This window comes from Aminobacter aminovorans (assembly GCF_900445235.1).
GTDB classification, from domain to species: Bacteria; Pseudomonadota; Alphaproteobacteria; order Rhizobiales; family Rhizobiaceae; genus Aminobacter; species Aminobacter aminovorans.
Genome location: NZ_UFSM01000001.1, coordinates 2,530,162 through 2,556,309 on the forward strand (window position 1 = coordinate 2,530,162; position 26,148 = coordinate 2,556,309).

General features: G+C 63.7%; 28 protein-coding genes and 1 other RNA gene. 16 read left to right on the forward strand and 13 right to left on the reverse strand.

Features of this window, described 5'->3' with window-relative positions:
- Nucleotides 1-41 precede the first annotated feature (41 nt).
- The 4 genes from DY201_RS12310 to DY201_RS12325 form a co-directional block, all read right to left on the reverse strand.
- Complete coding sequence (locus DY201_RS12310; protein ID WP_115731448.1) at nucleotides 42-470, reverse strand: hypothetical protein; 429 nt, start codon at nucleotides 468-470, stop codon at nucleotides 42-44.
- 13 nt (nucleotides 471-483) lie between these two features.
- Nucleotides 484-1,206 (reverse strand): hypothetical protein, encoded by a 723-nt coding sequence (locus tag DY201_RS12315; protein ID WP_131922432.1) that lies wholly within the window; start codon nucleotides 1,204-1,206, stop codon nucleotides 484-486.
- A gap of 213 nt (nucleotides 1,207-1,419) precedes the next feature.
- Nucleotides 1,420-1,617 (reverse strand): hypothetical protein, encoded by a 198-nt coding sequence (locus DY201_RS12320; protein WP_067960475.1) that lies wholly within the window; start codon nucleotides 1,615-1,617, stop codon nucleotides 1,420-1,422.
- A 209-nt stretch (nucleotides 1,618-1,826) separates the two neighbouring features.
- The gene (locus DY201_RS12325) at nucleotides 1,827-2,306 is read right to left on the reverse strand and encodes a thioesterase family protein (RefSeq protein ID WP_165916045.1); all 480 of its coding nucleotides are present in this window, start codon (nucleotides 2,304-2,306) and stop codon (nucleotides 1,827-1,829) included.
- A gap of 207 nt (nucleotides 2,307-2,513) precedes the next feature.
- Between DY201_RS12325 and DY201_RS12330 the strand changes: the two genes are divergently transcribed.
- The 4 genes from DY201_RS12330 (at nucleotide 2,514) to DY201_RS12345 (ending at nucleotide 9,491) form a co-directional block, all read left to right on the forward strand.
- Nucleotides 2,514-3,929, forward strand: coding sequence for an FAD-binding oxidoreductase (locus DY201_RS12330; RefSeq protein ID WP_115731450.1), 1,416 nt, complete (start codon nucleotides 2,514-2,516; stop codon nucleotides 3,927-3,929).
- A gap of 225 nt (nucleotides 3,930-4,154) precedes the next feature.
- Nucleotides 4,155-4,607, forward strand: a complete 453-nt coding sequence (locus DY201_RS12335; RefSeq protein WP_115731451.1) for a GNAT family N-acetyltransferase — start codon at nucleotides 4,155-4,157, stop codon at nucleotides 4,605-4,607.
- 99 nt (nucleotides 4,608-4,706) lie between these two features.
- Nucleotides 4,707-5,231 (forward strand): hypothetical protein, encoded by a 525-nt coding sequence (locus DY201_RS12340; RefSeq protein ID WP_115733752.1) that lies wholly within the window; start codon nucleotides 4,707-4,709, stop codon nucleotides 5,229-5,231.
- Between the two features lie 309 nt (nucleotides 5,232-5,540).
- Nucleotides 5,541-9,491, forward strand: coding sequence for an AsmA family protein (locus tag DY201_RS12345; protein WP_115731452.1), 3,951 nt, complete (start codon nucleotides 5,541-5,543; stop codon nucleotides 9,489-9,491).
- Between the two features lie 54 nt (nucleotides 9,492-9,545).
- On the opposite strand, the gene DY201_RS12350 is transcribed toward DY201_RS12345, so the two are convergent.
- The 4 genes from DY201_RS12350 to DY201_RS12365 all read right to left on the reverse strand — a co-directional run bounded on the left by DY201_RS12350 (nucleotide 9,546) and on the right by DY201_RS12365 (nucleotide 11,322).
- Entirely contained in the window at nucleotides 9,546-9,773 is a 228-nt protein-coding gene (locus DY201_RS12350; RefSeq protein WP_115731453.1) for a ribbon-helix-helix domain-containing protein, read from the reverse strand.
- Entirely contained in the window at nucleotides 9,770-9,967 is a 198-nt protein-coding gene (locus DY201_RS12355) for a DUF4169 family protein (RefSeq protein ID WP_115731454.1), read from the reverse strand. The genes DY201_RS12350 and DY201_RS12355 overlap by 4 nt, the downstream gene beginning before the upstream one ends.
- Before the next feature lie 15 nt (nucleotides 9,968-9,982).
- A complete protein-coding gene (locus DY201_RS12360) occupies nucleotides 9,983-10,516 on the reverse strand; it encodes an SspB family protein (RefSeq protein WP_115731455.1) in 534 nt (177 codons plus the stop codon).
- A gap of 152 nt (nucleotides 10,517-10,668) precedes the next feature.
- Nucleotides 10,669-11,322: a TetR/AcrR family transcriptional regulator gene (locus DY201_RS12365; protein WP_115731456.1), complete on the reverse strand. Its 654-nt coding sequence runs from the start codon at nucleotides 11,320-11,322 to the stop codon at nucleotides 10,669-10,671.
- 167 nt (nucleotides 11,323-11,489) lie between these two features.
- Here DY201_RS12365 and DY201_RS12370 point away from each other — a divergent pair, with 167 nt between their 5' ends.
- Nucleotides 11,490-12,698, forward strand: a complete 1,209-nt coding sequence (locus DY201_RS12370) for a multidrug effflux MFS transporter (RefSeq protein WP_115731457.1) — start codon at nucleotides 11,490-11,492, stop codon at nucleotides 12,696-12,698.
- A 174-nt stretch (nucleotides 12,699-12,872) separates the two neighbouring features.
- A complete protein-coding gene (locus DY201_RS12375; RefSeq protein WP_131922430.1) occupies nucleotides 12,873-14,018 on the forward strand; it encodes a GGDEF domain-containing protein in 1,146 nt (381 codons plus the stop codon).
- 4 nt (nucleotides 14,019-14,022) lie between these two features.
- Here DY201_RS12375 and DY201_RS12380 read toward each other — a convergent pair whose 3' ends face one another.
- Both DY201_RS12380 and ssrA read right to left on the reverse strand, forming a co-directional pair.
- Nucleotides 14,023-14,574: an AAA family ATPase gene (locus DY201_RS12380; protein WP_115731459.1), complete on the reverse strand. Its 552-nt coding sequence runs from the start codon at nucleotides 14,572-14,574 to the stop codon at nucleotides 14,023-14,025.
- A gap of 170 nt (nucleotides 14,575-14,744) precedes the next feature.
- Nucleotides 14,745-15,105, reverse strand: a transfer-messenger RNA (tmRNA) gene (gene ssrA / locus DY201_RS12385).
- 183 nt (nucleotides 15,106-15,288) lie between these two features.
- Here ssrA and DY201_RS12390 point away from each other — a divergent pair.
- From DY201_RS12390 to DY201_RS12420, 7 genes are all read left to right on the forward strand, one after another.
- On the forward strand, nucleotides 15,289-15,600 hold the full coding sequence (locus tag DY201_RS12390; RefSeq protein ID WP_115731460.1) for a DUF2853 family protein: 312 nt from the start codon (nucleotides 15,289-15,291) through the stop codon (nucleotides 15,598-15,600).
- 156 nt (nucleotides 15,601-15,756) lie between these two features.
- Nucleotides 15,757-16,551: a thymidylate synthase gene (locus DY201_RS12395; protein ID WP_115731461.1), complete on the forward strand. Its 795-nt coding sequence runs from the start codon at nucleotides 15,757-15,759 to the stop codon at nucleotides 16,549-16,551.
- A gap of 105 nt (nucleotides 16,552-16,656) precedes the next feature.
- Nucleotides 16,657-17,178: a dihydrofolate reductase gene (locus tag DY201_RS12400; RefSeq protein ID WP_115731462.1), complete on the forward strand. Its 522-nt coding sequence runs from the start codon at nucleotides 16,657-16,659 to the stop codon at nucleotides 17,176-17,178.
- Nucleotides 17,179-17,327: 149 nt separating this feature from the next.
- Nucleotides 17,328-18,431, forward strand: coding sequence for an FtsH protease activity modulator HflK (hflK, locus tag DY201_RS12405; RefSeq protein WP_115731463.1), 1,104 nt, complete (start codon nucleotides 17,328-17,330; stop codon nucleotides 18,429-18,431).
- Complete coding sequence (gene hflC, locus DY201_RS12410) at nucleotides 18,431-19,363, forward strand: protease modulator HflC (RefSeq protein WP_115731464.1); 933 nt, start codon at nucleotides 18,431-18,433, stop codon at nucleotides 19,361-19,363. The genes hflK and hflC overlap by 1 nt, the downstream gene beginning before the upstream one ends.
- Nucleotides 19,364-19,366: 3 nt before the next feature.
- Nucleotides 19,367-19,552, forward strand: coding sequence for a DUF2065 domain-containing protein (locus DY201_RS12415; RefSeq protein WP_115731465.1), 186 nt, complete (start codon nucleotides 19,367-19,369; stop codon nucleotides 19,550-19,552).
- Between the two features lie 124 nt (nucleotides 19,553-19,676).
- The gene (locus tag DY201_RS12420; protein WP_115731466.1) at nucleotides 19,677-21,194 is read left to right on the forward strand and encodes a DegQ family serine endoprotease; all 1,518 of its coding nucleotides are present in this window, start codon (nucleotides 19,677-19,679) and stop codon (nucleotides 21,192-21,194) included.
- Between the two features lie 44 nt (nucleotides 21,195-21,238).
- Here DY201_RS12420 and DY201_RS12425 read toward each other — a convergent pair whose 3' ends face one another.
- Complete coding sequence (locus DY201_RS12425; RefSeq protein WP_115731467.1) at nucleotides 21,239-21,811, reverse strand: GNAT family N-acetyltransferase; 573 nt, start codon at nucleotides 21,809-21,811, stop codon at nucleotides 21,239-21,241.
- Between the two features lie 159 nt (nucleotides 21,812-21,970).
- Nucleotides 21,971-22,858 carry a phosphoserine phosphatase SerB gene (gene serB, locus DY201_RS12430; protein ID WP_115733753.1) on the reverse strand — a complete coding sequence of 296 codons (888 nt, stop codon included), beginning with the start codon at nucleotides 22,856-22,858 and terminating at the stop codon, nucleotides 21,971-21,973.
- Here serB and miaA point away from each other — a divergent pair.
- Nucleotides 22,848-23,795, forward strand: a complete 948-nt coding sequence (miaA, locus tag DY201_RS12435; protein ID WP_165916048.1) for a tRNA (adenosine(37)-N6)-dimethylallyltransferase MiaA — start codon at nucleotides 22,848-22,850, stop codon at nucleotides 23,793-23,795. The two genes, serB and miaA, sit on opposite strands and share 11 nt — an antisense overlap.
- A gap of 75 nt (nucleotides 23,796-23,870) precedes the next feature.
- On the forward strand, nucleotides 23,871-24,662 hold the full coding sequence (locus DY201_RS12440) for a GGDEF domain-containing protein (RefSeq protein WP_115731468.1): 792 nt from the start codon (nucleotides 23,871-23,873) through the stop codon (nucleotides 24,660-24,662).
- Nucleotides 24,663-24,733: 71 nt separating this feature from the next.
- Here the strand turns inward: DY201_RS12440 and DY201_RS12445 are convergent, their stop codons facing one another.
- Nucleotides 24,734-25,549, reverse strand: coding sequence for an alpha/beta fold hydrolase (locus DY201_RS12445; RefSeq protein ID WP_115733755.1), 816 nt, complete (start codon nucleotides 25,547-25,549; stop codon nucleotides 24,734-24,736).
- Nucleotides 25,550-25,768: 219 nt separating this feature from the next.
- On the opposite strand from DY201_RS12445, the gene DY201_RS12450 reads away from it, so the two are divergent.
- The gene (locus tag DY201_RS12450; RefSeq protein ID WP_115731469.1) at nucleotides 25,769-26,080 is read left to right on the forward strand and encodes a hypothetical protein; all 312 of its coding nucleotides are present in this window, start codon (nucleotides 25,769-25,771) and stop codon (nucleotides 26,078-26,080) included.
- Nucleotides 26,081-26,148: the final 68 nt, after the last annotated feature.

A 26,148-nucleotide genomic window follows, 5' to 3' on the forward strand; every position in this document is an offset into this window, starting at 1 on the left:
GCCGGAACATTGATCCGACTGGCTCCGTTCGGGATCAACCCCTAAAGCCCGAAATGCCCCTTCAGCGCCGGCACTGCGTCGACAAGTCCGCTGACGGCTTGGGGGCCGGCTGCACCCCTGGCTTCGAGCAGCAGCGTTTCGCCGGCCTGCTCGATCTGGGTCATGTCGAGGCCGAGCGAACGCAGTTGCGCGATTCCGTTGACCATGGCGCCGGCCTTTTCGCCGAACGAGGCGCCGAGCAGCGAGGTCAGCGAACCGACGAGGCCGCCGCTGTCGTCCGAGCCGGCCATCACGTCGTAGCTGTGGGCGAGTTCGCCGGCGCCGGCGATCCTGGTGAAGATGCCGGCGCTGGCGACGCCGCCGGACTCATGCTCGAGCACCGAGAAGATGGTGCCGACGGCCTTTTCGGCGACCGCCGGATCGAGCTTCAGCCGCGACGAGACGGTGTTGACGATGTCTTGTACATTCATCGCTCGGCGCTCCTCAACCCTGGGCCTTCAGCTTGGTGTTGCACTGGCTCCAGAACTGCGGCCACTTGGCGCCTGACGGCATGGTGCCGGCCTGCTTTTCGCTCTGCCATTCGGTCGAGCACTCATGAATGCGCTGGCGGAAGGCGACCTCGCCCGCCGTCAGCGGCTTGCCATCGGCCGATGTCGCCGTCATCGCCGGTTTGGCCGAGGCGAGGCTCGGTTCGGGCGGAGCGGCGCTCGCGTCTTCATTGTCGTTCTTGATGCTGGCGCTGCAGCTCGAAAGGAAGGCCGGCCATTTCTGGCCGTTGAGCGTGCCGGCTGCCTTTGCCGCCTGATATTGCGAACTGCAGATCTGCTGTGTGGTCTGGTGGCCGACTGTTGTGCCTGAGACGGCCGCGGTCCTGGTGCTTTTGGTCGTATTGGAGTTGGTGTTGGCGGGCGCCAGCGCAGACGCCTGCTTGGCCTTGGCGGCAGGCACCGTTGCCGGTGTCGCGGTGTTGTTCATCGCTGTGCTGCATTTGGACAGGAATTGCGGCCACTTCTCGCCGTTCAGGGTGTTGGCCGTCTTGGCGGCCTGATACTGCTGGCTGCAGGCCTTGGTCGTCGATTGCGTCGCTGTCGCGTTAGCAGCGAAGCCGGGCGTGGCCAGCGCCAGCAAGGCGGCCCCGGTCAGGCCGAATGCCTGGGCAAGAACAGGTCTGGGCAGGATCATCGTCTCGTCCTCCTTTTGGGACACAGCTACGCCCTCCCGAAACGAACCACTCGTTCCGGCTTGATGCGTGCTCATGGGAGGCATCGGAATGCGCCAGTGGATCGCCGATCGGTTCGGCGAAGACGCTGCAAGCATGGCGAGGCCAGCGAGGGTTAGCTTGGCCCCGATTGTGGCGGCACTATCGAGGCCGCGGCACCTGACGAAAATTTAAGATTTGGGAAAGGTCGGCGTAGGGCTTCAGGCCACGCCGCGCTTGGAGCGGGCCTGGCGCAGGATGACGCGCCAGCGCAGCATCTCGATCGGGATCGGCCGGTTGTTGTTGGCGATCTCGAAAAGCTCGTTGTTGATGTTGCGAAGCGAACGCCAGAAATCATAGTCGCTGATGCGAGGGTCGCAGGCGAGCTTGTTGGCCGTTGCTTCGATGTCAGTGTGCATGCCTTGCCTCAAGCCGTCCGGTGCCCGCCGCCGCGACTCAACTTCGCTTGGTGGGATTGTCGGAGGGCAGAGAGAGGCGATCAACGAACCTCAGGCTGAGGCGAAGGTTATAAACAGGTAAGGTTAACCGCCTGTGGCTCTGATGCCACTATGCGGGCTTGCGCCCGCGGGGGAAGCCACTATGTGGGCTCGCGCCCGCCCAGAAGCCACTATGTGGGCTTGCGCTTGATGCCGATCGAGCGGCCGGCGCGCTCGGGCATGGGCAATGCGGCGTGCGCCGCGCGCATGGCATCGAGGCCTGCCATGATGTCTGCGGGGAAGGGAGCGACCTTCGGGCCGTTCATGTCGACATGGAGCGACAGCGTCTCCGACGTTGCCGACAGCCAGCCTTCGACATGATGCAGTTCCTGGAAGACGCGGAAACGCTTTTCGTCGTGGTCGAGCAGGTGGAAGGTGGCGGTGACCTTGTCGCCCAGATGCAGCTCCCTGACGTAACAGACATGGATCTCTGCGGTGTAGGTGGTGAGCTTGCGGTCGCGGGCGTAAGCCGCGCCCAGCCCAAGCAGGTCGAGCGCTTCTTCACCACCGCGGTCGAACAGCACATTGTAATAGGCCATGTTCATGTGGCCGTTATAGTCGAGCCAGGCTTTCTCGACCTCCATGACGCTCGAGACGAACGGTGCAGACATGGACGATCCTCTTCGACCTTAAAGCGCCGCGGGTCCGTCAGGACGCGCAAAGGACGCTGTTAAACCTAGGTTAGTGCATGATCCTTTCCGAAAATCCCGATTTTCGGGGTCATGCACGGTGGCGCTGGACAAACTGACAGGGCTGGCAGATTACCGGAGCATAAGGTGCCGGCAAGGCGCCAGGCTGTTCCAAACGCGGAGGAAAACATGGCTCTGAGCGACCTGAAGGCGATGGCCCGGAACGAGGCGGGAATCGCTGCTGCGCTCGGCATCCTCAAACAGCAGTTCGGCGAGCGCTTCCAGACCGGTCAGTCGATCCGCGAGCAGCATGGCCACACCACCACTTATCTACCCAATCAGGCGCCCGATGGCGTGGTGTTCGCCGAAAGCACCGCTGATGTGCAGGATGTGGTGCGGGTCTGTGCCGCGCATCGCGTGCCGGTCATCGCCTTCGGCACCGGCACCTCGCTCGAGGGCCATGTGAATGCGCCGGCGGGCGGCATTTCGCTCGATACCTCGCGCATGGACAAGGTGGTGTCGGTCAATGCCGACGATCTCGACTGCACCGTTGAGGCGGGTGTGACGCGCGAGGCGCTGAACAATTATCTGCGCGACACCGGCCTGTTCTTCCCGATCGATCCCGGGGCCAACGCCAGCCTTGGCGGGATGGCGGCGACGCGCGCCTCGGGCACCAATGCGGTGCGCTACGGCACGATGCGCGAGAACGTGCTGTCGTTGCGTGCCGTCATGGCCGACGGCAGCGAGGTCGTGACCTCGCACCGTGCCAGGAAAAGTTCGGCCGGCTATGATCTGACGCGGCTTCTGGTCGGTTCGGAAGGCACGCTCGGCATCATCACCGAGGTGACGCTGAGGCTGCAGGGCATTCCGCAGGCGATTTCGGGCGGCGTCTGCCCGTTTCCGACGGTCGAGGCAGCGTGTCAGGCCGTCATCACCACCATCCAGATGGGCATTCCGGTGGCGCGGATCGAACTGGTCAACGCGCTGCAGATGCGGGCGATGAAGATCTATTCCAAACTCGATTATCCCGAGAGTCCGTGCCTGTTTCTCGAGTTCCACGGTTCCGACGCCAGTGTTGCCGAGCAGGCGGAGAGCTTTGGCGAGATCGCGGCCGAATATGGCGGCGGGCCGTTCCTGTGGACCAAGGTAGCGGAAGAGCGAGCGAAGTTGTGGAAGGCGCGCCATGATGCCTATTGGGCGTCGCAGACACTGAAGCCGGGCGCACGGGCGCTGTCGACCGATGCCTGCGTGCCGATCTCCCGTCTGGCCGAATGCATCGCCCAGACCGAGGCCGACATCGCGCGGCTGGGGCTGATTGCGCCGATCGTCGGCCATGTCGGCGACGGCAATTTCCATACGCTGGTGCTGATGGACCCGAACGACCCCGCCGACATCGGCAGGGCGGAGGAATTCGTCAAGCGGCTGGCCGAACGGGCGATCGCGATGGATGGCACCTCGACCGGCGAGCATGGCATAGGCCAGGGCAAGATGGGGCTGATGGAGCGCGAGCACGGCCATGGCGTCCAGGTGATGCGGGCGATCAAGGCCGCACTCGACCCGCTGAATATTCTCAATCCTGGCAAGGTGTTGCCGGCGGCAGAGTAGGCGTCGAGGCATTGACGAGGCGTGGCCGGCGCTGCTACTGCGGCGCCGTCCAACCAGGAATTTTATGCGTAGAGACTTCCATCGCTGAAGCGTCGGCCAAGGTGCTGACGGGGCCGAAAGGTCAACATTTTTGGTTGCAGAGCGTCCTCTCCGTTCGGAGGCGCGGCGCTCTGTGTGGGCGCATGTGCGCCTTTCTCCATACGCAAAAATTCCAGGGACAATCCCATGACACACGCTCACGGCGCGACGATCCGCGCCTATTCCGCCGCCGACTGCGATCGACTGGCTCACATCTGGCTCGAGGCTTCGCGCATCGGCCATCCGTTCATGTCCGAGGCCGAGCTGCTGGAGCAGCAAGGCAGGGTCCGCGAGATCTACCTGCCGCAGGCCGAGAATTGGGTGGTCGAGCTCGACGGCGAGCCAGCCGGTTTCATCGGCCTGATCGAAGACTTCATCGGTGGCCTGTTCGTCGCCCCCGCAGCACATGGCCACGGGCTAGGCAAGGCGCTGGTGCTGCACGCCTTGGCGCTGAAGGGCACGCTCGAGCTGGAAGTCTACGCCGAGAACGAGATGGCTGTCGGCTTCTACCGCAAACTTGGATTCGTCGAGACGTCCAGGCGCGACGCCGATGACGACGGGCGACCTCAGGAGGTGATCCGGATGCGCCGTCCGGCATAGCCGGCTTGACCCCGCCCTGGTTCGGGCGGACAGTCCGGTCGCCCATGACTTGTTGGCGAGCATTTGGGCAACCGGACTGTGACAGGCGAGGACCAGAACATGGCGGTTTCCAGGAAGCAGGAAGAGCGAGCTCTCAGCGAAGACGAGTGGAAGCTGGTGCAGAATTCGCACCATCCGGCGGTGCAGGATCTCTCAGATGCCGAACTGCGCGACCTGTTGAAGGCGGTGCGCGAACGGCGTGACCGGGCGCAGGGCGAGGCCAATCGCCAGCGCCGCGAGATGCGCGGCAAGGCAGCAGCCAAGGGCGTGCAGCCGGCGACCAAGGATCATGGCACCAAGGCAAAGCTCGGCGTGCTGGCGATGAGCATGCGCAGGCTCAATGGCGAGCATGAGCGTAGGCGGCAGCTGGCGGCGCGCATCGATCTTGTCGAGAATGCGCGCCATGCCTTGGCGCTCGCCAAGGAAAAGAAGCCGGCACGCGGCGCCGATTTCAACACGCGGCAGGCGCATCTCGGCATGCGCGCTGTGGAGAACGCCAAGGTCAAGAGCTTAGCCAGGCCGATGGAGCGGGGGCGCCTGCGCAAGGCGGCGGCTGTGGCCCAGGCCAAGCGCGACGCCAGGTAGACAGGCTCAGGTGCGGCCGACTGCAATGGCGGATAGCTGCGCTTCCCGGAACGCACGTGGCCGAACATACGCTGCGCGCCGGTTCTCGTTCTCCATCATGTTCGGCGCGGCCTGACCTGAATCTTGGCGCCTTCATCTGGTTGCTTGCAGCGACCGGTGAGGAAAACCGGGCTGACGGGCGTGACCGTTTTTCACGGGACAGGGCGCGCGTGGCGTTGACGTGCTGCAGCGCACAGCCCAACATGCCACCAAATGACCACGCTCCTGCGCTTAGTCGCCTGGGACGCATGAAAGATTTGCCCAGAGGCAATGCTCGCTCGCCTGTTTGTCATATTCGGTGGACTGTTCGTGCTGGCGCTGTGTGCGGCGCTGGTGGGGCCGTATTTTATCGACTGGTCGGGCTATAAGGCCGACTTCGAGCGCGAAGCCAGCGCCATACTCGGCCGCAAGGTTTCGGTGCAGGGCGAGGTTACGGCGCGCATCCTGCCGTTTCCCTCGGTGACCTTCTCCGATGTGATCGTCGGCGGCGGCGCCGGCGGCAACAATGCGATGACCGTCGAGACATTCTCGATGGATGCGGAGCTTGCGCCGCTGTTGAGCGGCGAGTTCCTGATCTACGACATGCGGCTGGTGCGGCCTAAGGCGATCATCGACGTCGCCGCCGACGGCGTCGTCGACTGGGCCATCCGCCCGTCGGCGCCATTCGATGCCAAGCAGATCTCGATCGAAAAGCTGACCATCACCGAGGGACAGGTGCGGCTGCGCCATGCGGCGAGCGGACGCGACCACCTGCTGTCGGAGATCAATACCTCGGTGTCGGCGAGGTCGCTGTCCGGTCCGTGGCGGGTCGACGGCTCGCTGCGCATCGACGGCATGAAGACGCAGCTGTCGGCCTCGACCGGCTCTGTCGATCCTAGCGGCCAGATGCGGCTCAGGGTGCGCGCCGCGCCGGAACGCTACGGCTTCGTGCTGGAAAGCGACGGCAATGCCTCGATGGACAAGGGTAGGGCGCTCTATTCCGGCGGCTTCAGTGTCGTCGAGGCGACCGAAGCGCCGACAGCCAAGGATGGCCAGCAGCCCAAGCCGCCAGCGAAGCCTGTCGAGCCGGGCTTTCGCCTGAAGGGCAAATTCGCCCTCAACCATGCCAAGCTCGGCGTCGAGGAGTTCCGTTTCGAAAGCGGGCCGCTGGACGACCCCTATACAGCTGACGGCACCGCCGAGATCGACCTGGGCACGGCACCCCATTTCATGATCACCGCGAACGGCGCCCAGGTGCGCTTCGACGAGGCGGTGGGCGGCGAAAAGGCGGGTGGTCCGGGCTTCTCGATCGCGCAGCGCCTGACCGCACTCGAAAAAGTGCTGGTCGAGCTGCCGCGGCCTTCGATCCCGGGCACCGTCGATGTCGACCTGCCGGCGGTGGTTGCCGGCGACACCACGGTTCGCGACGTCAAGCTTTCGGCGGAACCGGGCGAGGGTGGGTGGAAGCTGAAGTCGATGGCCGCGACGCTTCCCGGCCGCACGCGGCTCGAGGCTGACGGCTTCCTGCGCACAGAAAACACGCTCGGCTTCGATGGTCAGATGCTGCTGGCGGTGGGCCAGCCTTCGGGCTTCGCCGCCTGGGTGGCCAAGGATGTCGACGAGGCGGTGCGCAAGCTGCCGGCGGCGGGCTTCAAGGCCAAGGTCAGGCTGACACGCGAACAGCAGACATTCGACGCTGTCGAGCTGATCCTCGGCAAGGCCAAGTTCACCGGCGAACTGGACAGCATGCTGCCCGACGACGCGCGGGCGTCGGTCACGATGAAGCTCGATGGCGGCGAGCTCGACCTCGATGGTTTGCGCGCCTTTGCTTCGCTGTTCGTCACCGACCAGGGCGCCAACCGCTTCAATGATGCCGACCTCGACCTCGCGGTGAAGGCCGGGCCGGTGAATTTCGCCGGCCTGGACGCCGAAACTGTCGACACCGCGCTCAGGCTGCGCGAGGGCGTGCTGGAGATCGACAAACTGTCGGTCGGGGGCCTGGCTGGCGCCTCGCTCAGCGCCACCGGGCGGATCAAGGATTTTCCCAAGGCGCCGACGGGAAATCTCGACGCCTCGGTGGTCGCAGTCGACCTCGCGCCACTGATTGCGCTGGCCGCGCAGCAGGCGCCCGAGAACAAGCTGCTGAACGGGTTGGCAACCCGTGCTGCGGCCTATCCCGGCCTGCTTGCAGACGCGCGCATCGATTTCGTCGCCAGTGCCGTCGACAATGGCGACAAGACGACGGGCATTGCTCTCAGCGGGCAGGGCGAGGCCGGCGGTTCCGATCTTCTGGCGACGCTTTCGGCGCAGGCGATATCAGGCGCTCTTGCCAGCTCGCAGCTCAAACTCGAATTCTCTGCCCGCAACGAGGATGCCACCAGCCTGCTGGCGCTGGCCGGCCTGCCGGTGCTACCGCTCGGCATGACCGGTCCGGGTGAATTGGCGCTGACCGCGAAAGGCGCCGTGCAGAACGGCCTCGATGTGATAGCGAGGCTGAAGGGCGAGGAGGCGTCGGCCGGCTTCACCGGCACCGCGGCCTTGCGCGACGGCTTGGCCAGCCTGAAGGGCCGGGCGACACTGCAGGCGGCCGACCTGGAGCCGTGGCTGATGACCTCGGGCGTGAGCCTGCCTGGCATGGGGACCGGCACTGAGGTGGAACTTGCCGCCGATGCCAGCCTTGCCGATGGCGTTCTTGTTCTCGACAGGCTGGACGGCACCGTCAATCAAGGGGCTGTGGTCGGTAATCTCAAGGCCGAGATGGGTGAGGGCGCGCCGCATCTCAGTGGTTCGCTGACGCTCGACGAGCTCGATCTCAGGCCGTTCGCCGAAATGACCCTGGGCGTCGCGGCGCTGGAAGGCGGCAACGGCGCGTGGCCGACGGCGGCATTTGCGCCAAAACCGATTGCGCCCTTCAGCGCCGACCTCGAAATCATTGCCGGCACGCTTTTGGCCGAACCGCTGGCGACCGCCAATGACGCTGTGCTTGCATTGCAGGTCGACAGCCAGGCGCTCAGGCTTTCCAACATCAAGGCCAAGCTGTTCGGTGGCGACCTTGGTGGCCTCGTCGAGCTCAAGAACAACGATGGCACGGCCTTCATTTCAGGCCAGCTGAAGCTCGACGGCGCCGATGTCACAGCTATCCCCGTGGCCGGCGAGATCGGCGGCAAGGGCAATTTCTCGGCGACGCTTTCGGGCAGCGGTAAATCGGTCGAGGGCCTTGTCGCCTCGCTGTCCGGTTCGGGCACGGCAGACATCGACGGGCTTGTCTTGCCCGGCCTCAATCCCGACGCCTTCGCGTCGCTGATCGCCAAGGCCGACGCGCTGGGCCGCGACATCAATGCGGCGCGTGTCGCCGAATTCGCGCCCGACCTGACCAGCCAGGGCAGCTTCACCGCAGGGAAGGCGGACATCGCCTTCACCATTGCCAGCGGCATCCTGCGGGCGCCGCCGCTGACACTGAAGAACCCTGCGGCGACGCTGAATGCCGACCTTCGTGCCGACCTCAATGACGGTGTCGTCGCTGCCAGTGGCTCGATCGCCTACGCGCCTGGCAAGGAAGAGCTGGTCGGCTCGGAGCCGGCGATGAACTTCCAGATCGACGGCGAGCCGGGAGCAACCGTCAAGCTGCTCGACAGCGCGCCGATGGCGCAGTTCCTGACGCAGCGCGCGCTGGAAAAGGAGCAGGCTCGCGTCGAGGCGATGCAGGCGGTCCTGCTGGAAAAGCAGCGGCTGCGGCGCGAGACGCGTTATTTCGCAGCGCTCCAGGCCGAGCGCGAGCGCATCGCCGAAGAGGCGCGGCTGGCCGAGGAAGCGCGGGTCAGGGCCGAGGAGGAGGCCAAGGCGAAAGCCGAGGCCGAAAGGCTGAAAGCCGAAGAGGAAGCCAAGGCAAGGGCCGAAGCGGAACGCTTGCGCGCCGAGGAAGAAAAACGCGCCGGCGAAGCCGCTGCGAAGGCCCAATCCGAGGCGGAACGGGAAAAAGCACGCCAGGAAGCTGAGAAGGCACGCCAGGCGGCGGAAGAGAAGGTTCGGCTCGAGGCCGAGCAGAAGGCCAGGCTGGAGGCTGAAGCTGCGAAGCCAAAGCCCGCCGCGGAGGTTGAGCGGGCGCCGTTGCCGGAAGTCCGGCCGATGGAAGCGCCCGTTGACGCCACCCCGGTATCACCCGCACCCGCCGAGGTGCCGGTGAAGAAAAAACTCGAGCCGCTCAGCCTCGACGATTTCTTCAAGTCGCTGCAGAGCCAGTAGCCAGTAGTCGCTTGGCGCGGACATTGGGGTCGAGCCGGATGGAGCAGGCGCGCTTCAGAGAGGGTTGGCGGTGCGCTTGGCTTGCTCGAGCACAAACAGCCTGAGTGCCGAAGAGAGATTTGCGTCGCGCGGTCGCTGCGCATCGACTTCGGCGACCAGTGCTGCAAGCGTCATGTCGCGCGCCGCCGATATGGCCAGCAGGTCGTCGTAGAAGGGTTTTTCGAGCGAATAGCTGGTGCGGTGGCCACGGATCGTCACCGAGCGTTTTTCGACAAGGCTCACCGGTCGGATTTCTCGGGATCGCGCTCACGGCGATGGTCGTCGACGAATTTGTCGGCGCGTTCCGACGTCAGCTGGTCGCGCTGCTTCTCGGCCTTGCTGCGGCCGTGCAGGGCACGGTTGCGATCGGCAAGCGCTTCGCGCTCGGTCCGCGCCTTCTGCTTCTTGAACTGGCGAAGATTGACGATGTCGGCCATGCGACCTCGCCTTGGTTACTTCTTGCGGAAAGCGTCGAGCGAGACGACGTCGGCACCCTTGCCGTGAGCAGGTTCTTCCGCGACTTCCTTCTCGGCGGTCTTCTTCTTGGGCGCGGGCTTGCGCTCGGCAGGCTTGACCACGGCGATCGGCTCGGGCTTGGCGGCAACCTCTTCCGGGGCAGCGGCTGCCTCGGCCTTGACCTCGAATTCGAGTTCGAAGTTGACCGAAGGATCGTAGAAGCCACGCACCGCTGAGAAGGGGATCTCGAGCTTTTCCGGCACGTCGGAAAAGGAAAGGCCAACCTCGAAGCCGGTGTCGGTGACCTTGAGGTCCCAATACTGGAACTGGATCACGATCGTCATCTGCTCGGGATAACGCTCATGCAGGCGCGACGAAATGCGCACGCCCGGCGCGCCGGTCATGAAGGTGATGAAAAAATGGTGGTTGCCCGGCAGGCCTGTGCGCGCGACTTCCGCCAGGACCTTGCGCATGACGCCACGCAGTGCCTCCTGAGCGAGAATGTCGTAGCGGATCTGGTCTTCGGCCATATGTAGATGCGGGTCCGATTGAATCGTCTCCCTACCTGTAATCAAGCTTGAGGCCGGCGTAAACCGGATATAGCGCCGTATTTGAGGATTGGAATTCCAACCGGCACACAGCCGAAAGCCGGTGGCTGAAATGGACGCCCGTCCAGTCCGAATTATGCCGGGCGAGGCTTGCCATAAGCGCGCAGGAAACAGCGCACCGCGTTGGTTGCGGCGGTGCGCAACTGCGCTTCCGAAACGGTGTCGCCGAAGATCAACGCCATCTGCAGGTCGGCATTGACGAGGGCCAGGAACTGGCGTGCGGCGACGTCGGGATCGTCAAGATCGAGCCAGCCGGAGAGGGCGAGGCGGGCGAATCGCGCGGCAAGTGCCGCCCAGGTCTTGGCCGGGCCATGCTCGCGCCAGCCGGCAAACAGATCCGGGTAGCGTTCGCCCTCGGTCTGCAAAAGCTTGCGCAGGAACTTGCCGTCGCGGTTGCACATGCAGTTCTGGTTGAGCCGCACGGCGAACTCGACGAGTTCGGCCTCGAGGTCGACCGGCTTGTCGGGGAAGGTGGCCAGCGTTTCGAACACGCCCGCGTTGATGCGTTCGGTGATTTCCCGGACTACCGCGACCAGCAGGTTCTCCTTATCGCCATGGTGATTGTATACGGTCTGGCGCGACACGCCGGCTTCGGCAGCGATCAGGTCGATATTGGCGCCGGCAAAGCCCTCGCGGCAGAAGACGCGCGCCGCGGCATCGAGGACCGAGAGGCGCTTGGCGGTGTGGCTGCGGGCGACCGCAATGTCAGGAGCGATGGCAGGTGTCATGGAATTTTTATATACAGGTGATTGACGATTTGGACAAGCCTGTCTAAAAAAGTGGACGCAATACAGATTTCGGTTCGGGAGGAGTCGAGATCTCGTGTTGCCAAACGTCCTTGGATTACACGTCGCCGTGGTTGCACGGCGGAAACCCGATCCGAAAGAATCACATCATGACACCCCAATTTCTCCGCGTAGCGGTCGTGCTCGGCCTTTTGTCGGCCATTGGCCCGTTCGCCATCGACATGTATCTTCCCGCTTTGCCGACGATCGGCGCCGATCTCAATGCCGGTACTGCCGCCGTGCAGATGAGCCTGCTCGTCTTCTTCCTGGCCATGGGTCTGGCGCAGATCGTCGTCGGCCCGATCTCCGACATGATCGGCCGCAAGGCGCCGCTCTATATCGGCCTTGTGCTGTTTGCCATTGGCGGCGTGGGGGCGGCACTCGCGCCCAACATCGAATGGCTCATCTTCTTCCGCGTCGTCCAGGGCCTGGGTGCCTCGGCCGGCATGGTGGTACCGCGCGCCATCGTGCGAGACCTGCATACCGGTACTGAAGCCGCCCGGCTGATGTCGCTCCTGATGCTGGTGTTTTCGGTGTCGCCTATTCTTGCGCCGCTGACCGGTTCGCTTGTCATCGAAGGCTTCGGCTGGCGCGCCGTGTTCTGGGTGGTGACTGCCGCAGCGGTGCTTGCGCTGGTGCTGCTGTCGACGTCGCTCAAGGAAACGCGCCCTGCCGAGCATCGCGCCGAAAGCTCGGTCGGCAGCGCGCTCAGCGGCTATCGCTTCCTGCTTGGCGACCGGAACTTCCTTGGCCTGACCTTCATCGGCGGCTTCGGCATTGCCAGCTTCTTCGTCTACCTCGCCAACTCGTCGTTCATCCTGATCGACCATTATGGCCTGTCGCCGTCGGTCTACAGCGTGTTCTTCTCGATCAACGCGGTGGCCTTCATCGGCATGTCGCAGCTGACCGGACTGCTGACCGAGCGCTTCGGGCTGCAGCGGGTGGTGCGGGTGGCGGTAGTCGGCTATGCCACGATGATGGTCATCCTGCTGGCGGTGTTCGCCACCGGCGTCGACCGTCTCGACGTGCTGGCCGTGCTGCTCTTCATCGGCTACGGCTTTCTTGGCCTCGTCATCCCGACGACCTCGGTGCTGGCGATGGAAGAGCATGGTGAAATCGCGGGAACCGCCTCGGCACTGATGGGCACGCTGCACTTTGCCACCGGCGCTGTCGCCATGGCCGTGGCCGGTCTGTTCTTCGACGGCACGCCGCTGCCGATGGTGTTCGGCATCACCATCTCCGCCGTCATCGCCTTCGTGCTGGCGCAGGTGACGCTTGGCCGCAGGCGTGAAGTGGCCGTCGAAGCGCCGGCTGAATGAGTTCTTGCCGAGGCCGGGCATGCGTCCGGCCTCGTTTCACGCCATCGCGACGCAAGCCTGGCGGCGGTTGCCGTCGCTTCGCACAGCCTCGATATCGTTTGTTTACCCTCGGCCGGTAAGTCGTTGCGAAGATCACCGGAAGTAGAGCCGAAACGCTCGAGGCTGTAGAAAATCTTGCAATTCATTCCATCTGCCTTGCTGCTGTTGTTTGCGGCGACATTCCTCTGCATCTGGCTGCTTGAGCGCCGTCGCCGGCACTTGCTGTTGTTTGCGCTGGCATTCCTGACGATCAGTGCCGCAACCGTGGTGCAGTTCGCCTTGTGGCCGGCTGATATCGGCTACAACACCATCGTGTGCGCCGCGCTCTATTCGGCGGCACCGCTGCTGCTTGTTCAGGGCGTGTTGCTACGCTCGGGGCAATCGATGGCGCGGGCCGAGCAAGCGGCGTGGTTTGGCGGCATCGTCGTCATCCTGGCGTGCTTCTACTACATTCAGAACGATCTCACGGTTCGCGTCTATGTCCTCAATTTCGGCATGGGCGGAATTCTGCTGAGCGGCGCATGGAAGCTTAGGCATCTCGTACGTGGCAATATCGTCGACCGGGTCATGTTGTGGCTGCTGCTGGGCCTGGGGGCGACCTTCGTCGGTCGCACCTTGCTGACCGGCGGTTCGGTTCCGACCGACGATGTCGACGCCTTCTTCCAGTCGGCTTTCTGGGTCTGGGCACAGTTCGCCATGTCGGTGCTGGGCGTGGCGATGGGGCTTGCCTTGGTGGTCGTTGCCTGTGCCGATGTCATCCTGGCGCTGAAGGCCGAGCGCGACAGCGACCCGCTGACCGGCCTGCTTAATCGTCGCGGCTTGCAGGGCAAGACCCAGCGCCTGTTCGTAAAGGGCGTGGGCAAGCCCTTGAGCATCGTTGCCTGCGACATCGACCGGTTCAAGGCGATCAATGACAGCTTCGGCCATGCCGCCGGCGACATCGTGCTGTCGGGCGTTGCCGGGGTCATCAGGTCGAAGCTGCGGGCGGCCGACATTGCGGCGCGCACCGGGGGCGAAGAATTCGTCATCGTGCTGAAGGACGCACCGGTCGACGATGCCTTTGGCCTGGTCGAAACGCTGCGCCGCGAGATCGCGAGCGTGCGTTTTGCCGGCATGCCCGATGATTTTGCGGTGACGTGCAGCTTCGGTATCGCCAAGCTGCATGCCGGGGAGAGCCTCTGGGACGCCATCGGCCGCGCCGACAAGGTCCTTTATGCCGCCAAGCGCGCCGGCCGCAACCGTACCTTCGCCGAAGGACTGCAACTTTCGAATGCGGCGTGATTCGTCAGGCCTGACGGGCGTTGTCTTGAATGAAGGCCAGCCGGTCCTTGACCGAGGCCTTGGGGATCTCGACGAGATCGTAGCCGCAGGCGGTGTAGGTCGCGACCATGCTGGCATGGGTGCGCCGCGCCTCATTTTCGTCCTGCCTTCGCTCGCTGTCCTGCGCGAAGATCTCGGGCCAATGCGGCAGGATGAACACCCTGCGATTGTAGCGGAATTCGCGGGCGGCCTGTTCGACATGCGCCGGCACTTCAAGGCCTGCAAGCCTGAGATAACCGATGACATCGGGAACGCCGCGGTCGAAGAAAACGGAGCCGGGCGTGGCTTCAGCAATGGCATGCGAGCGCATTTCCCATGACAGCATGAGCTCGGCGAACAGCGCGCGGTCGTGCCAGGGCAGGGCGGTGCCCGAAATCGCCAGCTGATCGCGGATGATGCCGCGCCCGGCCTCGACCGAGGTGGCGTAGCCGGCGGCCGAGAGGCATTCAATCAAGGTCGTCTTGCCTGAACCGGGGCCGCCGGTGAGCACGAAGAAGCGGTTGGATTTGTGGGACATGGGAGGTCTCCGGATAAAGCGGGACCGGCTACGGCGAGTCGACGATGCCTGGGATTGGCCAGAGCGTCGTTGAAGCATCCATTCGGATGAACGCGCTCCGGGCATAAAGCCAGGCAACGGCAAACCGGCGGCGGCCGGCGGAATATCTTGGGGATATTGGAAGGGGGAGAAGTGGAGGTTTCTGTTGCCAGGTACCTCCGAACCCCGCCTAGAAGTGCGAACCTCTAGGGCTTAATTTGAAGCTATCGCACAGCTTACGCTGCGAGACGTGCTTCCGCATAGTTGTCGTTTGCAACTACAAGTCTAGCCCGATAACGGTGGTACAATGCCGGGCAAAAGTCCGATCTTTACACCCTCGTCGATCCTATTTCGCCCCCAGCAAAAACCGTCTTTCGACCGTGCGACGACTTTTGGTGGAGGCGCCGGGTACCGCCCCCGGGTCCGAATGGCTTATTTCATCGGCAGTTTATCGCCATAGTCAGTCAAGCTGACAAACCCAATATAGGGAGGCCTGCAGAGAAATGGAAGGCGGGAACCGCAAGTCCTAACAGCCATTCGCAACAGATTTATGAGGCCACGCGAATAGGCAGGGTTGACTCGCGCGATGCGCGAACCGAAGCTTCGCCCCGCTGGGGATGCCGTGATTGTACCTGAACCGGTCTAAGCCGGGCCCCCGCGGGAGATGAGATCAATTCGTCGACGAGGGGAATTCACATGGCCGACTATCTTGCAGACGTGAAGAAGTACGACGCGGGCGCCAAGGAAGAGGTGGTGACCAAGATCGTCAAGCATCTGGGCATCGCGCTCCGCAACCGCGATTCTTCGCTGGTCTCGTGCACCGACACCAAGGAACTCGATCGCGTCAAAGCCGGCTGGATTGCCAAGAAGCTCGGCGTCGAGGACGCGAAGAAGGCGGACGGGGCGCTGGAGAAGGTCTGCAAGGCGATGTCGGCCGACAACACCAAGAATCGCGTTACCTTCTATTACCTGGTGGCCAAGGAGCTGGGCAAACTCGGCGCGCTCTAGACACCAGTAGAGCTCGATCATCCCCGCGCCGGGCTGAGGCCCGGCGTTGGTATTTCAGGCATTAGCTGTGCGGTGCGGGCAGGCACGCTGTGCTTTCGTTGGCTCTGATGGCCTTGGTCCGCTATGATCGAAGGCCCTCCGAATCGAGCCCCACCGATGCGCCAGTATCTCGACCTTCTCAGCCATGTTCTTGAAAACGGCAGCGACCGCGGCGACCGTACCGGCACCGGTACGCGCTCGGTCTTCGGTCATCAGCTGCGCTTCGACCTGGCGCACGGCTTTCCTGTCGTCACCACCAAGAAGCTGCATCTGAAGTCGATCATCCACGAGCTGTTGTGGTTCCTCGCCGGCGACACCAACATCAAATACCTCAACGACAACGGGGTTTCGATCTGGGACGAATGGGCCGACGAGAATGGCGATCTCGGCCCGGTCTACGGCAAGCAATGGCGTTCGTGGCCGACGCGCGACGGCGGCGAGATCGACCAGATCGCGCTGCTGCTCAACCAGATCCGCAAGAACCCCAATTCGCGCCGGCTGATCGTATCGGCATGGAACCCGGAAGAGGTCGATGCAATGGCGCTGCCGCCATGCCACTGCCTGTTCCAGTTTTATGTCTCCGACGGCAAGCTGTCGTGCCAGCTCTACCAGCGCTCTGCCGACATCTTTCTCGGCGTGCCGTTCAACATCGCCTCCTATGCGCTCCTGACGATGATGGTGGCGCAGGTGACCGGGCTCAAGCCGGGCGACTTCGTCCACACGCTTGGCGACGCGCATATCTATCACAACCATTTCGACCAGGCGCGCGAGCAACTGACGCGCACGCCCAAGACGCTGCCGACGATGTGGATCAATCCCGAAGTGAAGGACCTGTTTGCCTTCCGCTTCGAGGATTTCAGACTTGAGAACTACGTCGCCGACGCCACGATCCGCGCGCCGATCGCGGTGTGAGGCCGGGCGTCCACCTGCCTGCTCTTCGCGGACAAGATTGAGATGCCTTTGGGGCGCGAGGATTGAGCGCTCCGTCGAAGGTCGAGGGAAAGGAAGCGGCGGCAGATGGATCTGGCGATCTACGTGGCGATAGCCGAAAACAGTGTCATCGGCCGTGAAAACGGCCTGCCGTGGAAGCTGTCGAGCGATCTCAAACGCTTCAAGGCCGACACCATGGGCAAGCCGATCATTATGGGACGCAAGACCTATGAGAGTTTTCCCAAACGTCCGTTGCCGGGGCGGCTGAACATCATCGTTACCCGCGACAGGGGCTTTCGCGCCGAAGGTGCCGAGGTTGTGCATTCGCTGGAAGACGCCATCACGCTTGGCACCGCCAAGGGCCGCTGTATGCCTGGCGTCACAGAAATCTGTGTGATCGGCGGTGGCGAGATCTACCGCCAGGCGTTGCCGCTGGCCGACCGGCTGCATGTCACCCATGTGATGGCATCGCCCGACGGCGACACGCGCTTTCCCGCGATCGATCCGGACATCTGGGCCGTGACTCGCTTCGAAGATTTCCCTGCCGGCGAAAAAGACAGCCATGCGACACGCTATACCGTTTACGAAAAGCGCCACGACGTGCATTGAGGGAGTGGTTTCATACATATGTAGTGGAATCCTAGGCACTTCAGGGCCATCGCGTTGAAAGCGCTTGCCCGCATCCCTATAGATGGTGTCAGTAATTGCGCGGCCGTCTCAGGCGCGGCTGTCATGGTTTCGTAGTCGAAAGGACATTCATGCCCTGGAACAATCAAAGTGGAGGCGGCGGCGGTGGCCCTTGGGGTGGCGGCGGCGGCAATAATGGCGGCGGTGGCCCCTGGGGGCAGGGACCACGTCCAAGCGGACCGCAAGGTTCGCCTCCCGATCTCGAGGACATCATTCGCCGGGGCCAGGACAAGCTGAAGCGGGCGCTGCCCGGTGGCGGCGGTTCGACAGGCGTGTTGTTCGGCCTCATCGGGGCCGGCCTGATCGCCTTCTGGGCGTTCCAGTCGATCTATACGGTGCAGCCCGACGAGCTGGCGGTCGAGTTGCGTTTCGGCAAGCCGAAGCAGGAACTGTCGCAGCCCGGCCTGCACTTCCACTGGTGGCCGATCGAGACGGTCGAAAAGGTCAATACGGCTGAAAAGCTGGTCGATATCGGCGAAGTCCGCGGCAATACGTCGTCGGGCTTGATGCTTTCCGGCGACCAGAACATCGTCGACGTAAAATTCTCCGTCGCCTACCAGGTCTCGAACCCGCAAGCCTATCTGTTCAACGTCTCCGAACCCGACATCATGGTTCGTCAGATCGCCGAAAGCGCGATGCGCGAAGTGGTTGGCCGCCGTCCGGCGCAAGACATCTTCCGCGATGACCGTCAGGGCATTGCAGCCGGCGTGCGCGACATCATCCAGGCGACGCTCGACGACTACGGCGCGGGCCTTTCGGTCAATGCGATTTCGATCGAGGACGCGGCACCGCCGCGCGAGGTGGCAGACGCGTTCGACGAGGTGCAGCGCGCCGAGCAGGACGAAGACCGCTTCGTCGAGGAATCCAACCAGTATTCGAACCAGAAGCTCGGTCAGGCGCGCGGTGAAGCGGCTCAGGTCCGCGAAGACGCGGCAGCCTACAAGAACCGTGTCGTCCAGGAAGCTGAAGGTGAAGCCCAGCGCTTCATCTCGGTCTACAATGAATATGCCAAGGCGCCCGACGTGACCCGCAAGCGCCTCTATCTCGAAACGATGGAAAAGGTGCTTCAGGGCTCCGGCAAGGTGATCGTCGAGCAAGGCAACGGTCAGGGTGTCGTGCCCTATCTGCCGCTGCCTGAATTGCAGAAGCGCGCTCCGGCGGCGGGAGGCAACTGATGTCCAATCGTCTTCCCCTCATCGGCGTTCTCGCCGCTATCATCCTGTTCCTGATCTGGTCGTCGATTTTCGTGGTCAACGAGCGCCAGCAGGCAATCGTGCTGCGTTTCGGCGAGATCGTCGACGTCAAGACAGACCCCGGCATCTACTTCAAGGCGCCGTTCTCGATGTTCGAAGCCGACAACGTCCAGATCATCGAGGATCGCGTCATGCGCCTCGACCTCGACGACATCCGCGTTCAGGTCTCGGGCGGCAAGTTCTATGACGTCGATGCCTTCATCGCCTATCGCATCAACGATGCCCGCAAGTTCCGCTCGACGGTGTCGGGTAGCGTGGAACTGGCCGAACAGCGCCTGCGCACCCGCTTCGATGCGGCCTTGCGCCGGGTCTACGGCGTGCGCGGCTTCGAATCCGCACTCTCGGAAGAGCGCGCGGCAATGATGCGCGAGGTTCGCGACCAGCTGCAGCCTGATGCAACTTCGCTCGGCCTCGAAATCCAGGACGTTCGCATCCGTCGTACGGATCTTACTCAGGAAGTGTCGCAGCAGACCTTCGACCGTATGAAGGCCGAACGTCTGGCCGAGGCCGAAAGGCTGAGGGCACGCGGCCGCGAAGCGGCACAGCGCATCCGCGCCCGCGCCGACCGCGAAGTGGTCGAGATCGTCGCCGAAGCGCAGAAGGAATCGGAAATCCTGCGCGGTGAAGGCGAAGCCCAGCGCTCCGCCGTGTTCGCCGATGCGTTCAACCGGGATCCCGAGTTCTTCGACTTCTACCGTTCGATGAGCGCCTACGGCACCGCGCTGAATGCCGACGGCACGACAATGGTGCTGTCGCCGGAATCGGAATTCTTCCGCTACTTCCGCAACCCCGACAGCAACAAGGCAACGCCGGCGCCTGCCGCCGGTACGGCCGCTCCCGCAGCCAGCAACTAAGCAGTGCGGGACTTTATCGTCGCCATGGGCCTGGTCCTCGTCATCGAGGGCCTGGTCTATGGCGGCTTTCCTGCCGCGGCCAAGAAGATGGCCGCGCAGGCGGCCGAAATGCCCGAGACGGTGCTCCGGGCAGTCGGTCTTGCCGCCATCGTCATCGGTGTCGGCATCGTCTGGCTCGTCAGGGGATAACGGACGATTTATCCTGTGCCCGTAGCAATGGTCGCAAACAGGCCTTATTTGTTTCCATCATGACGCTTCGCGTTCGGACGGCCCGGCGCGATCAATGCCATGACAGCCCCGGGAGGCTTCCCTTATGATTTCCACGCCCCTTTTGCGCGCCATGCGAAAGGCCTCTCTGGCCGCCACCACGGCGCTGATGATCGGTGCCGCGGTCGCGCCGTCCTTCGTTACGCCCGCGCTGGCGCAGGGTCCTGAGTCTGTTGCCAATCTCGCCGAGGGCCTGCTGGGCGCCGTCGTCAACATCTCGACGTCGCAGACCGTCAAGGGCAGCGAAGGCGGAGAAGACGAGAACGCGGTTCCGATGCCGCAGCTTCCTGAGGGATCGCCGTTCCAGGATTTCTTCGACGAGTTCTTCAAGAACCGCGAAGGCCAGAACAATGGCGGCTCGCAGAAGGTGCAGTCGCTTGGCTCCGGCTTCGTCATCGATGCCGAGAAGGGCATCGTGGTCACCAACAACCACGTCATCGCCGATGCCGACGAGATCGAGGTCAATTTCTCCGACGGCTCCAAGCTGAAGGCCGAGCTGGTCGGCACCGACACCAAGACCGACATTGCGGTGCTGAAGGTCGATCCCAAGGCCAAGAAGCTGACGGCGGTGAAGTTCGGCGATTCCGACAAGATGCGCATCGGCGACTGGGTGATGGCGATCGGCAACCCGTTCGGCCTTGGCGGCACGGTGACGGTCGGCATCATCTCGGCGCGCAATCGCGACATCAATTCCGGCCCCTATGACGACTTCATCCAGACCGACGCCGCGATCAACCGCGGCAATTCGGGCGGACCGCTGTTCAACATGGAGGGCGAGGTCATCGGCATCAACACGGCGATCATCTCGCCGTCGGGTGGCTCGATCGGCATCGGCTTCTCGATCCCGGCGGAGATCGCTGTCGGCGTGGTCAACCAGTTGTCCGAGTTCGGCGAAACCCGCCGCGGCTGGCTGGGCGTGCGCATCCAGCCTGTTACCGACGACATTGCCGAGAGCCTCGGCATGGCCACCGCAAAGGGCGCGCTGATCGCCGGCATCATCAAGGGCGGCCCGGTCGACAACGGTCAGATCCTGCCCGGCGACGTGGTGATCAAGTTCGACGGCAGGGACGTGGTCGAGATGCGCGACCTGCCGCGTGTCGTGGCCGAGAGCCCCGTTGGCAAGGCCGTCGACGTGGTGATCGTGCGCAAGGGCGTCGAGCAGACTGTCAAGGTGACGCTCGGCCGGCTTGAGGACGGCGAGAAGCTGGCCGAAGGCGAAGCCGCCAAGCCGGAAGAAGGTGCCGACAAGGGCGCTGAGGTGGCCACCGCAAGCGTGCTCGGCATGACCATCGGCGAACTCGACAGCGACGCGCGCGCCAAGTTCGGCATCGCCGCTGAGGTGTCTGGTGCGGTCGTCACCGCCGTTGCCAAGGATTCGGCGGCTGCCGAACGCGGCATCGTCGCCGGCGAGGTGATCACCGAGATCGCCCAGGAATCGGTGTCGACGCCGAAAGAGGTGACGGACCGCATCGCCGCGCTCAAGGAGCAGGGCCGCAAGAATGCGCTTCTGATGCTGGCGTCCAAGTCCGGCGAGTTGCGCTTCGTGACGATCCGGATGGACTGATTCAGGAAATTCAGGCAAGTGCCTGAAGGACAAGAAAAAGGCGGCTAGTTGGCCGCCTTTTTTCGTTCGTGCCACTGGTTTCGGTTGAGGCTGTAGAAGACGTGGCGCCTGAGTTCGGGATGGGTGTCGGGGACGCGCGGGTGATCGAAGTCACGCGACGGATCGGGCTGCATGCCGAGGCGCCGCATGACAGCCGTCGAGCGGTGGTTGTTCCACACGGCGAATGACACGACTTCGTCGTCGCCGATCGTGTCGAAGGCAAAGGTGAGCCAGGCTTCCGCCGCCTCGGTGACATAGCCCTTGCCCCAGAATTCGGGTGCCAGCCGCCAGCCGATTTCCAAAGTGCCTCTTGGGATGCAGGGCTCGAGGTCCGTGCGCAGGAGGCCGACGAAGCCGATGCACTCGCCTGTGTCGGCAATCTCGGCGGCGGCGAAGCCGAAGCCGTCGCGCTCGGCGTTGCCGCGGAGCTTGTCGAAGAGCGCGTCGCTCTCTGCGCGGCTGCGACGCATGCCAAAGAACGCCATCACCTGATCGTCCGAATTGATGCGGTGGAAGAGAGCGCGGTCGCGCTCTTCCCAGTTGCGCAGGATCAGGCGTTGGGTGCGGATTTGCTTCATCGAGACCTTCCTATAATTCCACTCCCGCTGTCATCTGGCGTGGTTCTCTCCGCTTCCGGTGCTCACAGAGCTGAACGTGCGCTGCGCTCCGGTTCTCGACAACCGCATCATATGCGTCGGAGCAGCGAATTCTGGGCCGGAGCGAATTCTGCGAATGTCTCATCCGGCGAAATCGGTTGAACGATAGCCCTGGAGGTAGAGCAGGGCGGTGAGGTCGGAATTGTCGATGCGGATTCTTGCCTGGGCGGCCACCGACGGCTTGGCGTGAAGGGCAACGCCCGAGCCGGCGAGGCGGATCATGTCGAGATCGTTGGCGCCGTCGCCGACGGCGATCGCATCGGCTGGCGTCAGGCCGAGGCGCGCAGCAATCTCATTCAGCGCATCGGCCTTTGCAGCGCGGCCGAGGATCGGCTCCGAGACCTTGCCGGTGAGGCGGCCGTCGGCTTCGATCAGGTGGTTGGCGCGGTTTTCGTCGAAGCCGAGCCTGGCGGCGATGCGCGAGGTGAAGACGTCGAAGCCGCCGGAGACAAGTGCGGTGTAGGCCCCATGCGCCTTCATGGTGGCGACCAGCGTCTTGCCGCCGGAAGTGAGCGTCAGCCTGGCGTCGATGATGCGGTCGATGACCGAGGCGTCGAGGCCGGCGAGCAAGGCGACGCGTTCGCGCAGCGCCGGTTCGAAGGCGATCTCGCCGTTCATCGAGCGCGCGGTGATGTCGGCGACGCGATCCTTGACGCCGATTTCGTCGGCGAGCTCGTCGATGCATTCCTGCTCGATCATCGTCGAATCCATGTCGGCGATGAGGATCTTTTTCCTACGTGTGGTGTTGTCCTGGATGGCGAAATCGAGGGCTTCGCCGGCGACGGCTGCGGCGAGCGCAACATGCGCGTCTTCGGCCGAAAGCCCCTGTGGCAGCGCGATGTCGCAGGCCACGGCCTCGGCCAGCCACACAATGGCGCTTGCGCCGAGGGCGCGACAGGCCTTATCGGCAAGGGACGGAGCCAGCAGAGCGCGGTCCGGATGGGAAATGAGCGTGGCGATCAGCGGCATCGAAAATTCCGGGACAAGCGAGGGGCGCATCAAGAACGCGACCCTGATAGCCGGGCCGACTGCCAGCGGCAAGTCGGCGTTGGCGCTCAAGCTCGCCGAGCGCGACGGTGGCGTCATCGTCAATGCCGATTCGATGCAGGTCTATAGCGTGCTCGACGTGCTGACGGCGCGGCCGAGCGCCGACGATCTGACGCGTGTGCGCCACTTCCTCTACGGCCATGTTTCGCCGGCGACCGCCTATTCGACCGGCAGTTGGCTGCGCGACGTCGCCGTGGTCGCCGACAGCGGGCTGTTTGCCGAAAAGCCGCCGATCTTTGTCGGCGGCACCGGGCTCTATTTCCGGGCACTGGCCGAGGGCATTTCCGACATGCCCGACATTCCCACCGAAATTCGCGATCGCTGGCGCTGGCGTCTCAACGAGGAAGGCGCGCCGCGGCTGCACCGCGTCCTGATGCACGTCGACAGCGCGGTGGCGATGCGGTTGAAGGCCAGCGACGGCCAGCGCATCGTGCGGGCGCTGGAGGTGTTGGAGGCATCGGGACGCTCGATCCTGAAATGGCAGGCTGACAAGGGGCATCCGCTGATCGACCTTGCCACGGCGCGTTTCATCGTCATCGAACCGGAGCGCGAACTTCTGATCAAGCGCATCGACCAGCGCTTCGACCGGATGATCGAGGCCGGCGCGCTGGACGAGGTCAAGGCGATCACCGCGATGCGGCTTGCGCCGGAGCTGCCGGCGATGAAGGCGATCGGCGTGCGCGAGCTGGCGGCGGCCATGGCCGGCGAGATGAGCTTCGAGGAGGCGATCGATCGCGCCAAGATTGCCACGCGGCAATATTCGAAGCGGCAATCGACGTGGTTCCGCAACCAGTTCGGACCGGAATGGCAACGTATCGGCGGCGAGGCCGGTCGGACTTCCGAGGGGTCTGATGCATAGGAAGTGCCGGCCTGGATTAACCGTCCGTAAGGCGCGACATGACATAACGCCAGCTGGGGTTCCACTAGGATCATCATGCGCTTTCACCGGGCTGAAACCGCGTTTTTCATCTTCAGTGCGCTGATTTTGTCGGCGGCGCTGGGGATCTTCTATGCCTGGGGCCAGATTCAGGGATCGGCTGAAGCGCTTTACACGCCGGGCTGGGTCCAGAGCGTCGAGGTGGTGGAGCGGCTGCTGTTCATGATCGCGCTGCTGCTCAGTGGTACGCTGGTCTATGGCGTGTTCTTCATCTTCCCGCAGATTCGTACTCAGGTGAAGGAAGGCGGCGAGCTGCGCCAGATGACGGCGTCGCTGAGCGAGCGGTCGCGTACCCTCGAACAGGCTGCACTCACCGACGGCCTGACCGGCATGCAGAACCGGCGCTATTTCGACGATGCACTGAGAGAATATCTCGGCGAGTTCCGTCGTATCGACAGGCCAGTCGGACTGATGATCCTCGACCTCGATCACTTCAAGCAGGTCAACGACACCTATGGTCACGACGCCGGTGACGAGGTCCTGCGCTCGGTCGCCAAGTGCCTCAAGAGCATGACCCGGTACCACGACGTGGTGGCGCGGCTGGGCGGCGAGGAATTCGCCATCGTTGCCCCCAACATGGATATCGAGCTTCTGCAGCGCTTTGCCGAGCGCATGCGCAAGGCGATCGCCGGCATGGCGATCGAGGCCGGTGGCGCCCAGCTCAACGTGACCTCGAGTTTCGGCCTTGCCCTATGGGACCGCGAGGAAACCGCCGAAGAGTTCTATCGCCGCGCCGACAAGCAGCTCTACGAAGCCAAGCGGCAGGGCCGCAACCGCGTCTGCGCGTGAATTCCTGTCGCTGGAAACGTGATGCCGGCCGCCTGACTAATTCCCGTACAGGAATAGGCACGGCGGAGACGTTAGAGAAAGCTTTCCAGGCTCGCCAGTAGACGTTTCGGCGCTTCCAGCTGTGGCATGTGGCCGACAGCGGGGATCGTTTCGAAACCTGCCTGCGGCATGAGCGCGTGAAGGGCCTTCGCCCGCTCAAGCGGAATCCAGGGATCGTCTTCTCCCCAGATGATCCTCACCGGGCAGCGCAGCTTTCCGAACAGGGGTTCTATCTCCGCCGTGTAACGCTCGTCGGCTTGGGCAAACTGCCTGTAAAAGCTGGCGGCTCCGTCGTCCGTCAACCATGGCTCGACCAGGCCGTAGATGTCGTCGTCAGCGACGGCGCCGACCAGTGCGCCTCTGATGTAGGCCTCCACCAGCGCCCGGTGGATGTGGGCGGGCAGACCCTGGAAGGCCTCGACATGCCTGCCCATGTGATCGAAGAATGCCGAGCCCCAGGGACGCATCGCCACGACGTTCATCAGCACGTAGCGCTCGTAGTCGCAGCCAAGCAGAAGATGCGCTCGCAAGGTGGTGGCGCCACCGAAGTCGTGGGCGATGACCGACGGACGCACGAGCCGCCAGTGGGCGAGCATCTCGGCGAAAATCTCGCCCTGGACATCGAGCGAAGTTCTTTGTGCTGCGGCTTTGTCCGATTGCCCGTAGCCTGGCATGTCGTACCAGTACACCCGGTATCGCTGTGCCAGAAAAGGGATGATCCGGTGCCAGGAGAAGGACGACCAAGGCCAGCCATGCGCGAGCACGAGGTCGGGGCCATCGCCGGCGTGGCCGGCGCTGACGCTGCCGGCGCTCGTCGAGACCGTTTCGGAGAGCGTCCAATCGCCCATGCGCTGTTCTCCGCGATGCGCCAAGTTCTCATGGTTGCCGCAGCGGCGGCAGATGTCATGGCTCAGCGCCGGATGGCAACTGCGCCAGACTGCGACGGATTTCACATGCCATTGGGCTTGGCTCGAACTTGCCGCTGGACGTCATAGCCGAACGACGCAACACTGATCTCGCCGTCGTCTGAATGGCTGCGGCCGGATCAGGGTAGAGGAGGACGAGGAATGGACGATTCAGACCGGTGGCGAAACATGGCGAGCGCGCCAAAGGACGGCAGCCGGATCCTGGTCACCGTGCGGCCTTCCGAGCAGGGGCCGGCGGAGGTCGACGTGGCCTACTGGGCCCGGCCCGACGCATTTGGCATCGAAGGCTGGCGCGCCGGCGATTCCTATCCGGGTTGCATCATCGGCTATGCCGATCCGGAGCTGAAATGCTGGATGCCGCTGCCGACAGCCAATCTGAGCAAGAATTCGCCCGAGATGCCGACGCCGTGGGAGGGCGAAGACGAGGAACAGCTGGACGGATCCGGCATCTGAAGGATGAGCCTGCTGCCGGCGCGACGAGGACTGGTGTTCACGCGCATGCGTCCGCCGTGTCGTCATGT

What these genes read in the sequence shown, in the direction of transcription:
- DY201_RS12310 (WP_115731448.1), bottom strand. Translation starts at nt 470, where the DNA reads ATGAATGTACAAGACATCGTCAACACCGTCTCGTCGCGGCTGAAGCTC.
- DY201_RS12320 (WP_067960475.1), bottom strand. Translation starts at nt 1,617, where the DNA reads ATGCACACTGACATCGAAGCAACGGCCAACAAGCTCGCCTGCGACCCT.
- DY201_RS12325 (WP_165916045.1), bottom strand. Translation starts at nt 2,306, where the DNA reads ATGTCTGCACCGTTCGTCTCGAGCGTCATGGAGGTCGAGAAAGCCTGG.
- DY201_RS12330 (WP_115731450.1), top strand. Translation starts at nt 2,514, where the DNA reads ATGGCTCTGAGCGACCTGAAGGCGATGGCCCGGAACGAGGCGGGAATC.
- DY201_RS12335 (WP_115731451.1), top strand. Translation starts at nt 4,155, where the DNA reads ATGACACACGCTCACGGCGCGACGATCCGCGCCTATTCCGCCGCCGAC.
- DY201_RS12340 (WP_115733752.1), top strand. Translation starts at nt 4,707, where the DNA reads ATGGCGGTTTCCAGGAAGCAGGAAGAGCGAGCTCTCAGCGAAGACGAG.
- DY201_RS12345 (WP_115731452.1), top strand. Translation starts at nt 5,541, where the DNA reads ATGCTCGCTCGCCTGTTTGTCATATTCGGTGGACTGTTCGTGCTGGCG.
- DY201_RS12355 (WP_115731454.1), bottom strand. Translation starts at nt 9,967, where the DNA reads ATGGCCGACATCGTCAATCTTCGCCAGTTCAAGAAGCAGAAGGCGCGG.
- DY201_RS12360 (WP_115731455.1), bottom strand. Translation starts at nt 10,516, where the DNA reads ATGGCCGAAGACCAGATCCGCTACGACATTCTCGCTCAGGAGGCACTG.
- DY201_RS12365 (WP_115731456.1), bottom strand. Translation starts at nt 11,322, where the DNA reads ATGACACCTGCCATCGCTCCTGACATTGCGGTCGCCCGCAGCCACACC.
- DY201_RS12370 (WP_115731457.1), top strand. Translation starts at nt 11,490, where the DNA reads ATGACACCCCAATTTCTCCGCGTAGCGGTCGTGCTCGGCCTTTTGTCG.
- DY201_RS12380 (WP_115731459.1), bottom strand. Translation starts at nt 14,574, where the DNA reads ATGTCCCACAAATCCAACCGCTTCTTCGTGCTCACCGGCGGCCCCGGT.
- DY201_RS12390 (WP_115731460.1), top strand. Translation starts at nt 15,289, where the DNA reads ATGGCCGACTATCTTGCAGACGTGAAGAAGTACGACGCGGGCGCCAAG.
- DY201_RS12395 (WP_115731461.1), top strand. Translation starts at nt 15,757, where the DNA reads ATGCGCCAGTATCTCGACCTTCTCAGCCATGTTCTTGAAAACGGCAGC.
- DY201_RS12400 (WP_115731462.1), top strand. Translation starts at nt 16,657, where the DNA reads ATGGATCTGGCGATCTACGTGGCGATAGCCGAAAACAGTGTCATCGGC.
- hflK (WP_115731463.1), top strand. Translation starts at nt 17,328, where the DNA reads ATGCCCTGGAACAATCAAAGTGGAGGCGGCGGCGGTGGCCCTTGGGGT.
- hflC (WP_115731464.1), top strand. Translation starts at nt 18,431, where the DNA reads ATGTCCAATCGTCTTCCCCTCATCGGCGTTCTCGCCGCTATCATCCTG.
- DY201_RS12420 (WP_115731466.1), top strand. Translation starts at nt 19,677, where the DNA reads ATGATTTCCACGCCCCTTTTGCGCGCCATGCGAAAGGCCTCTCTGGCC.
- DY201_RS12425 (WP_115731467.1), bottom strand. Translation starts at nt 21,811, where the DNA reads ATGAAGCAAATCCGCACCCAACGCCTGATCCTGCGCAACTGGGAAGAG.
- serB (WP_115733753.1), bottom strand. Translation starts at nt 22,858, where the DNA reads ATGCCGCTGATCGCCACGCTCATTTCCCATCCGGACCGCGCTCTGCTG.
- DY201_RS12440 (WP_115731468.1), top strand. Translation starts at nt 23,871, where the DNA reads ATGCGCTTTCACCGGGCTGAAACCGCGTTTTTCATCTTCAGTGCGCTG.
- DY201_RS12445 (WP_115733755.1), bottom strand. Translation starts at nt 25,549, where the DNA reads ATGGGCGATTGGACGCTCTCCGAAACGGTCTCGACGAGCGCCGGCAGC.
- DY201_RS12450 (WP_115731469.1), top strand. Translation starts at nt 25,769, where the DNA reads ATGGACGATTCAGACCGGTGGCGAAACATGGCGAGCGCGCCAAAGGAC.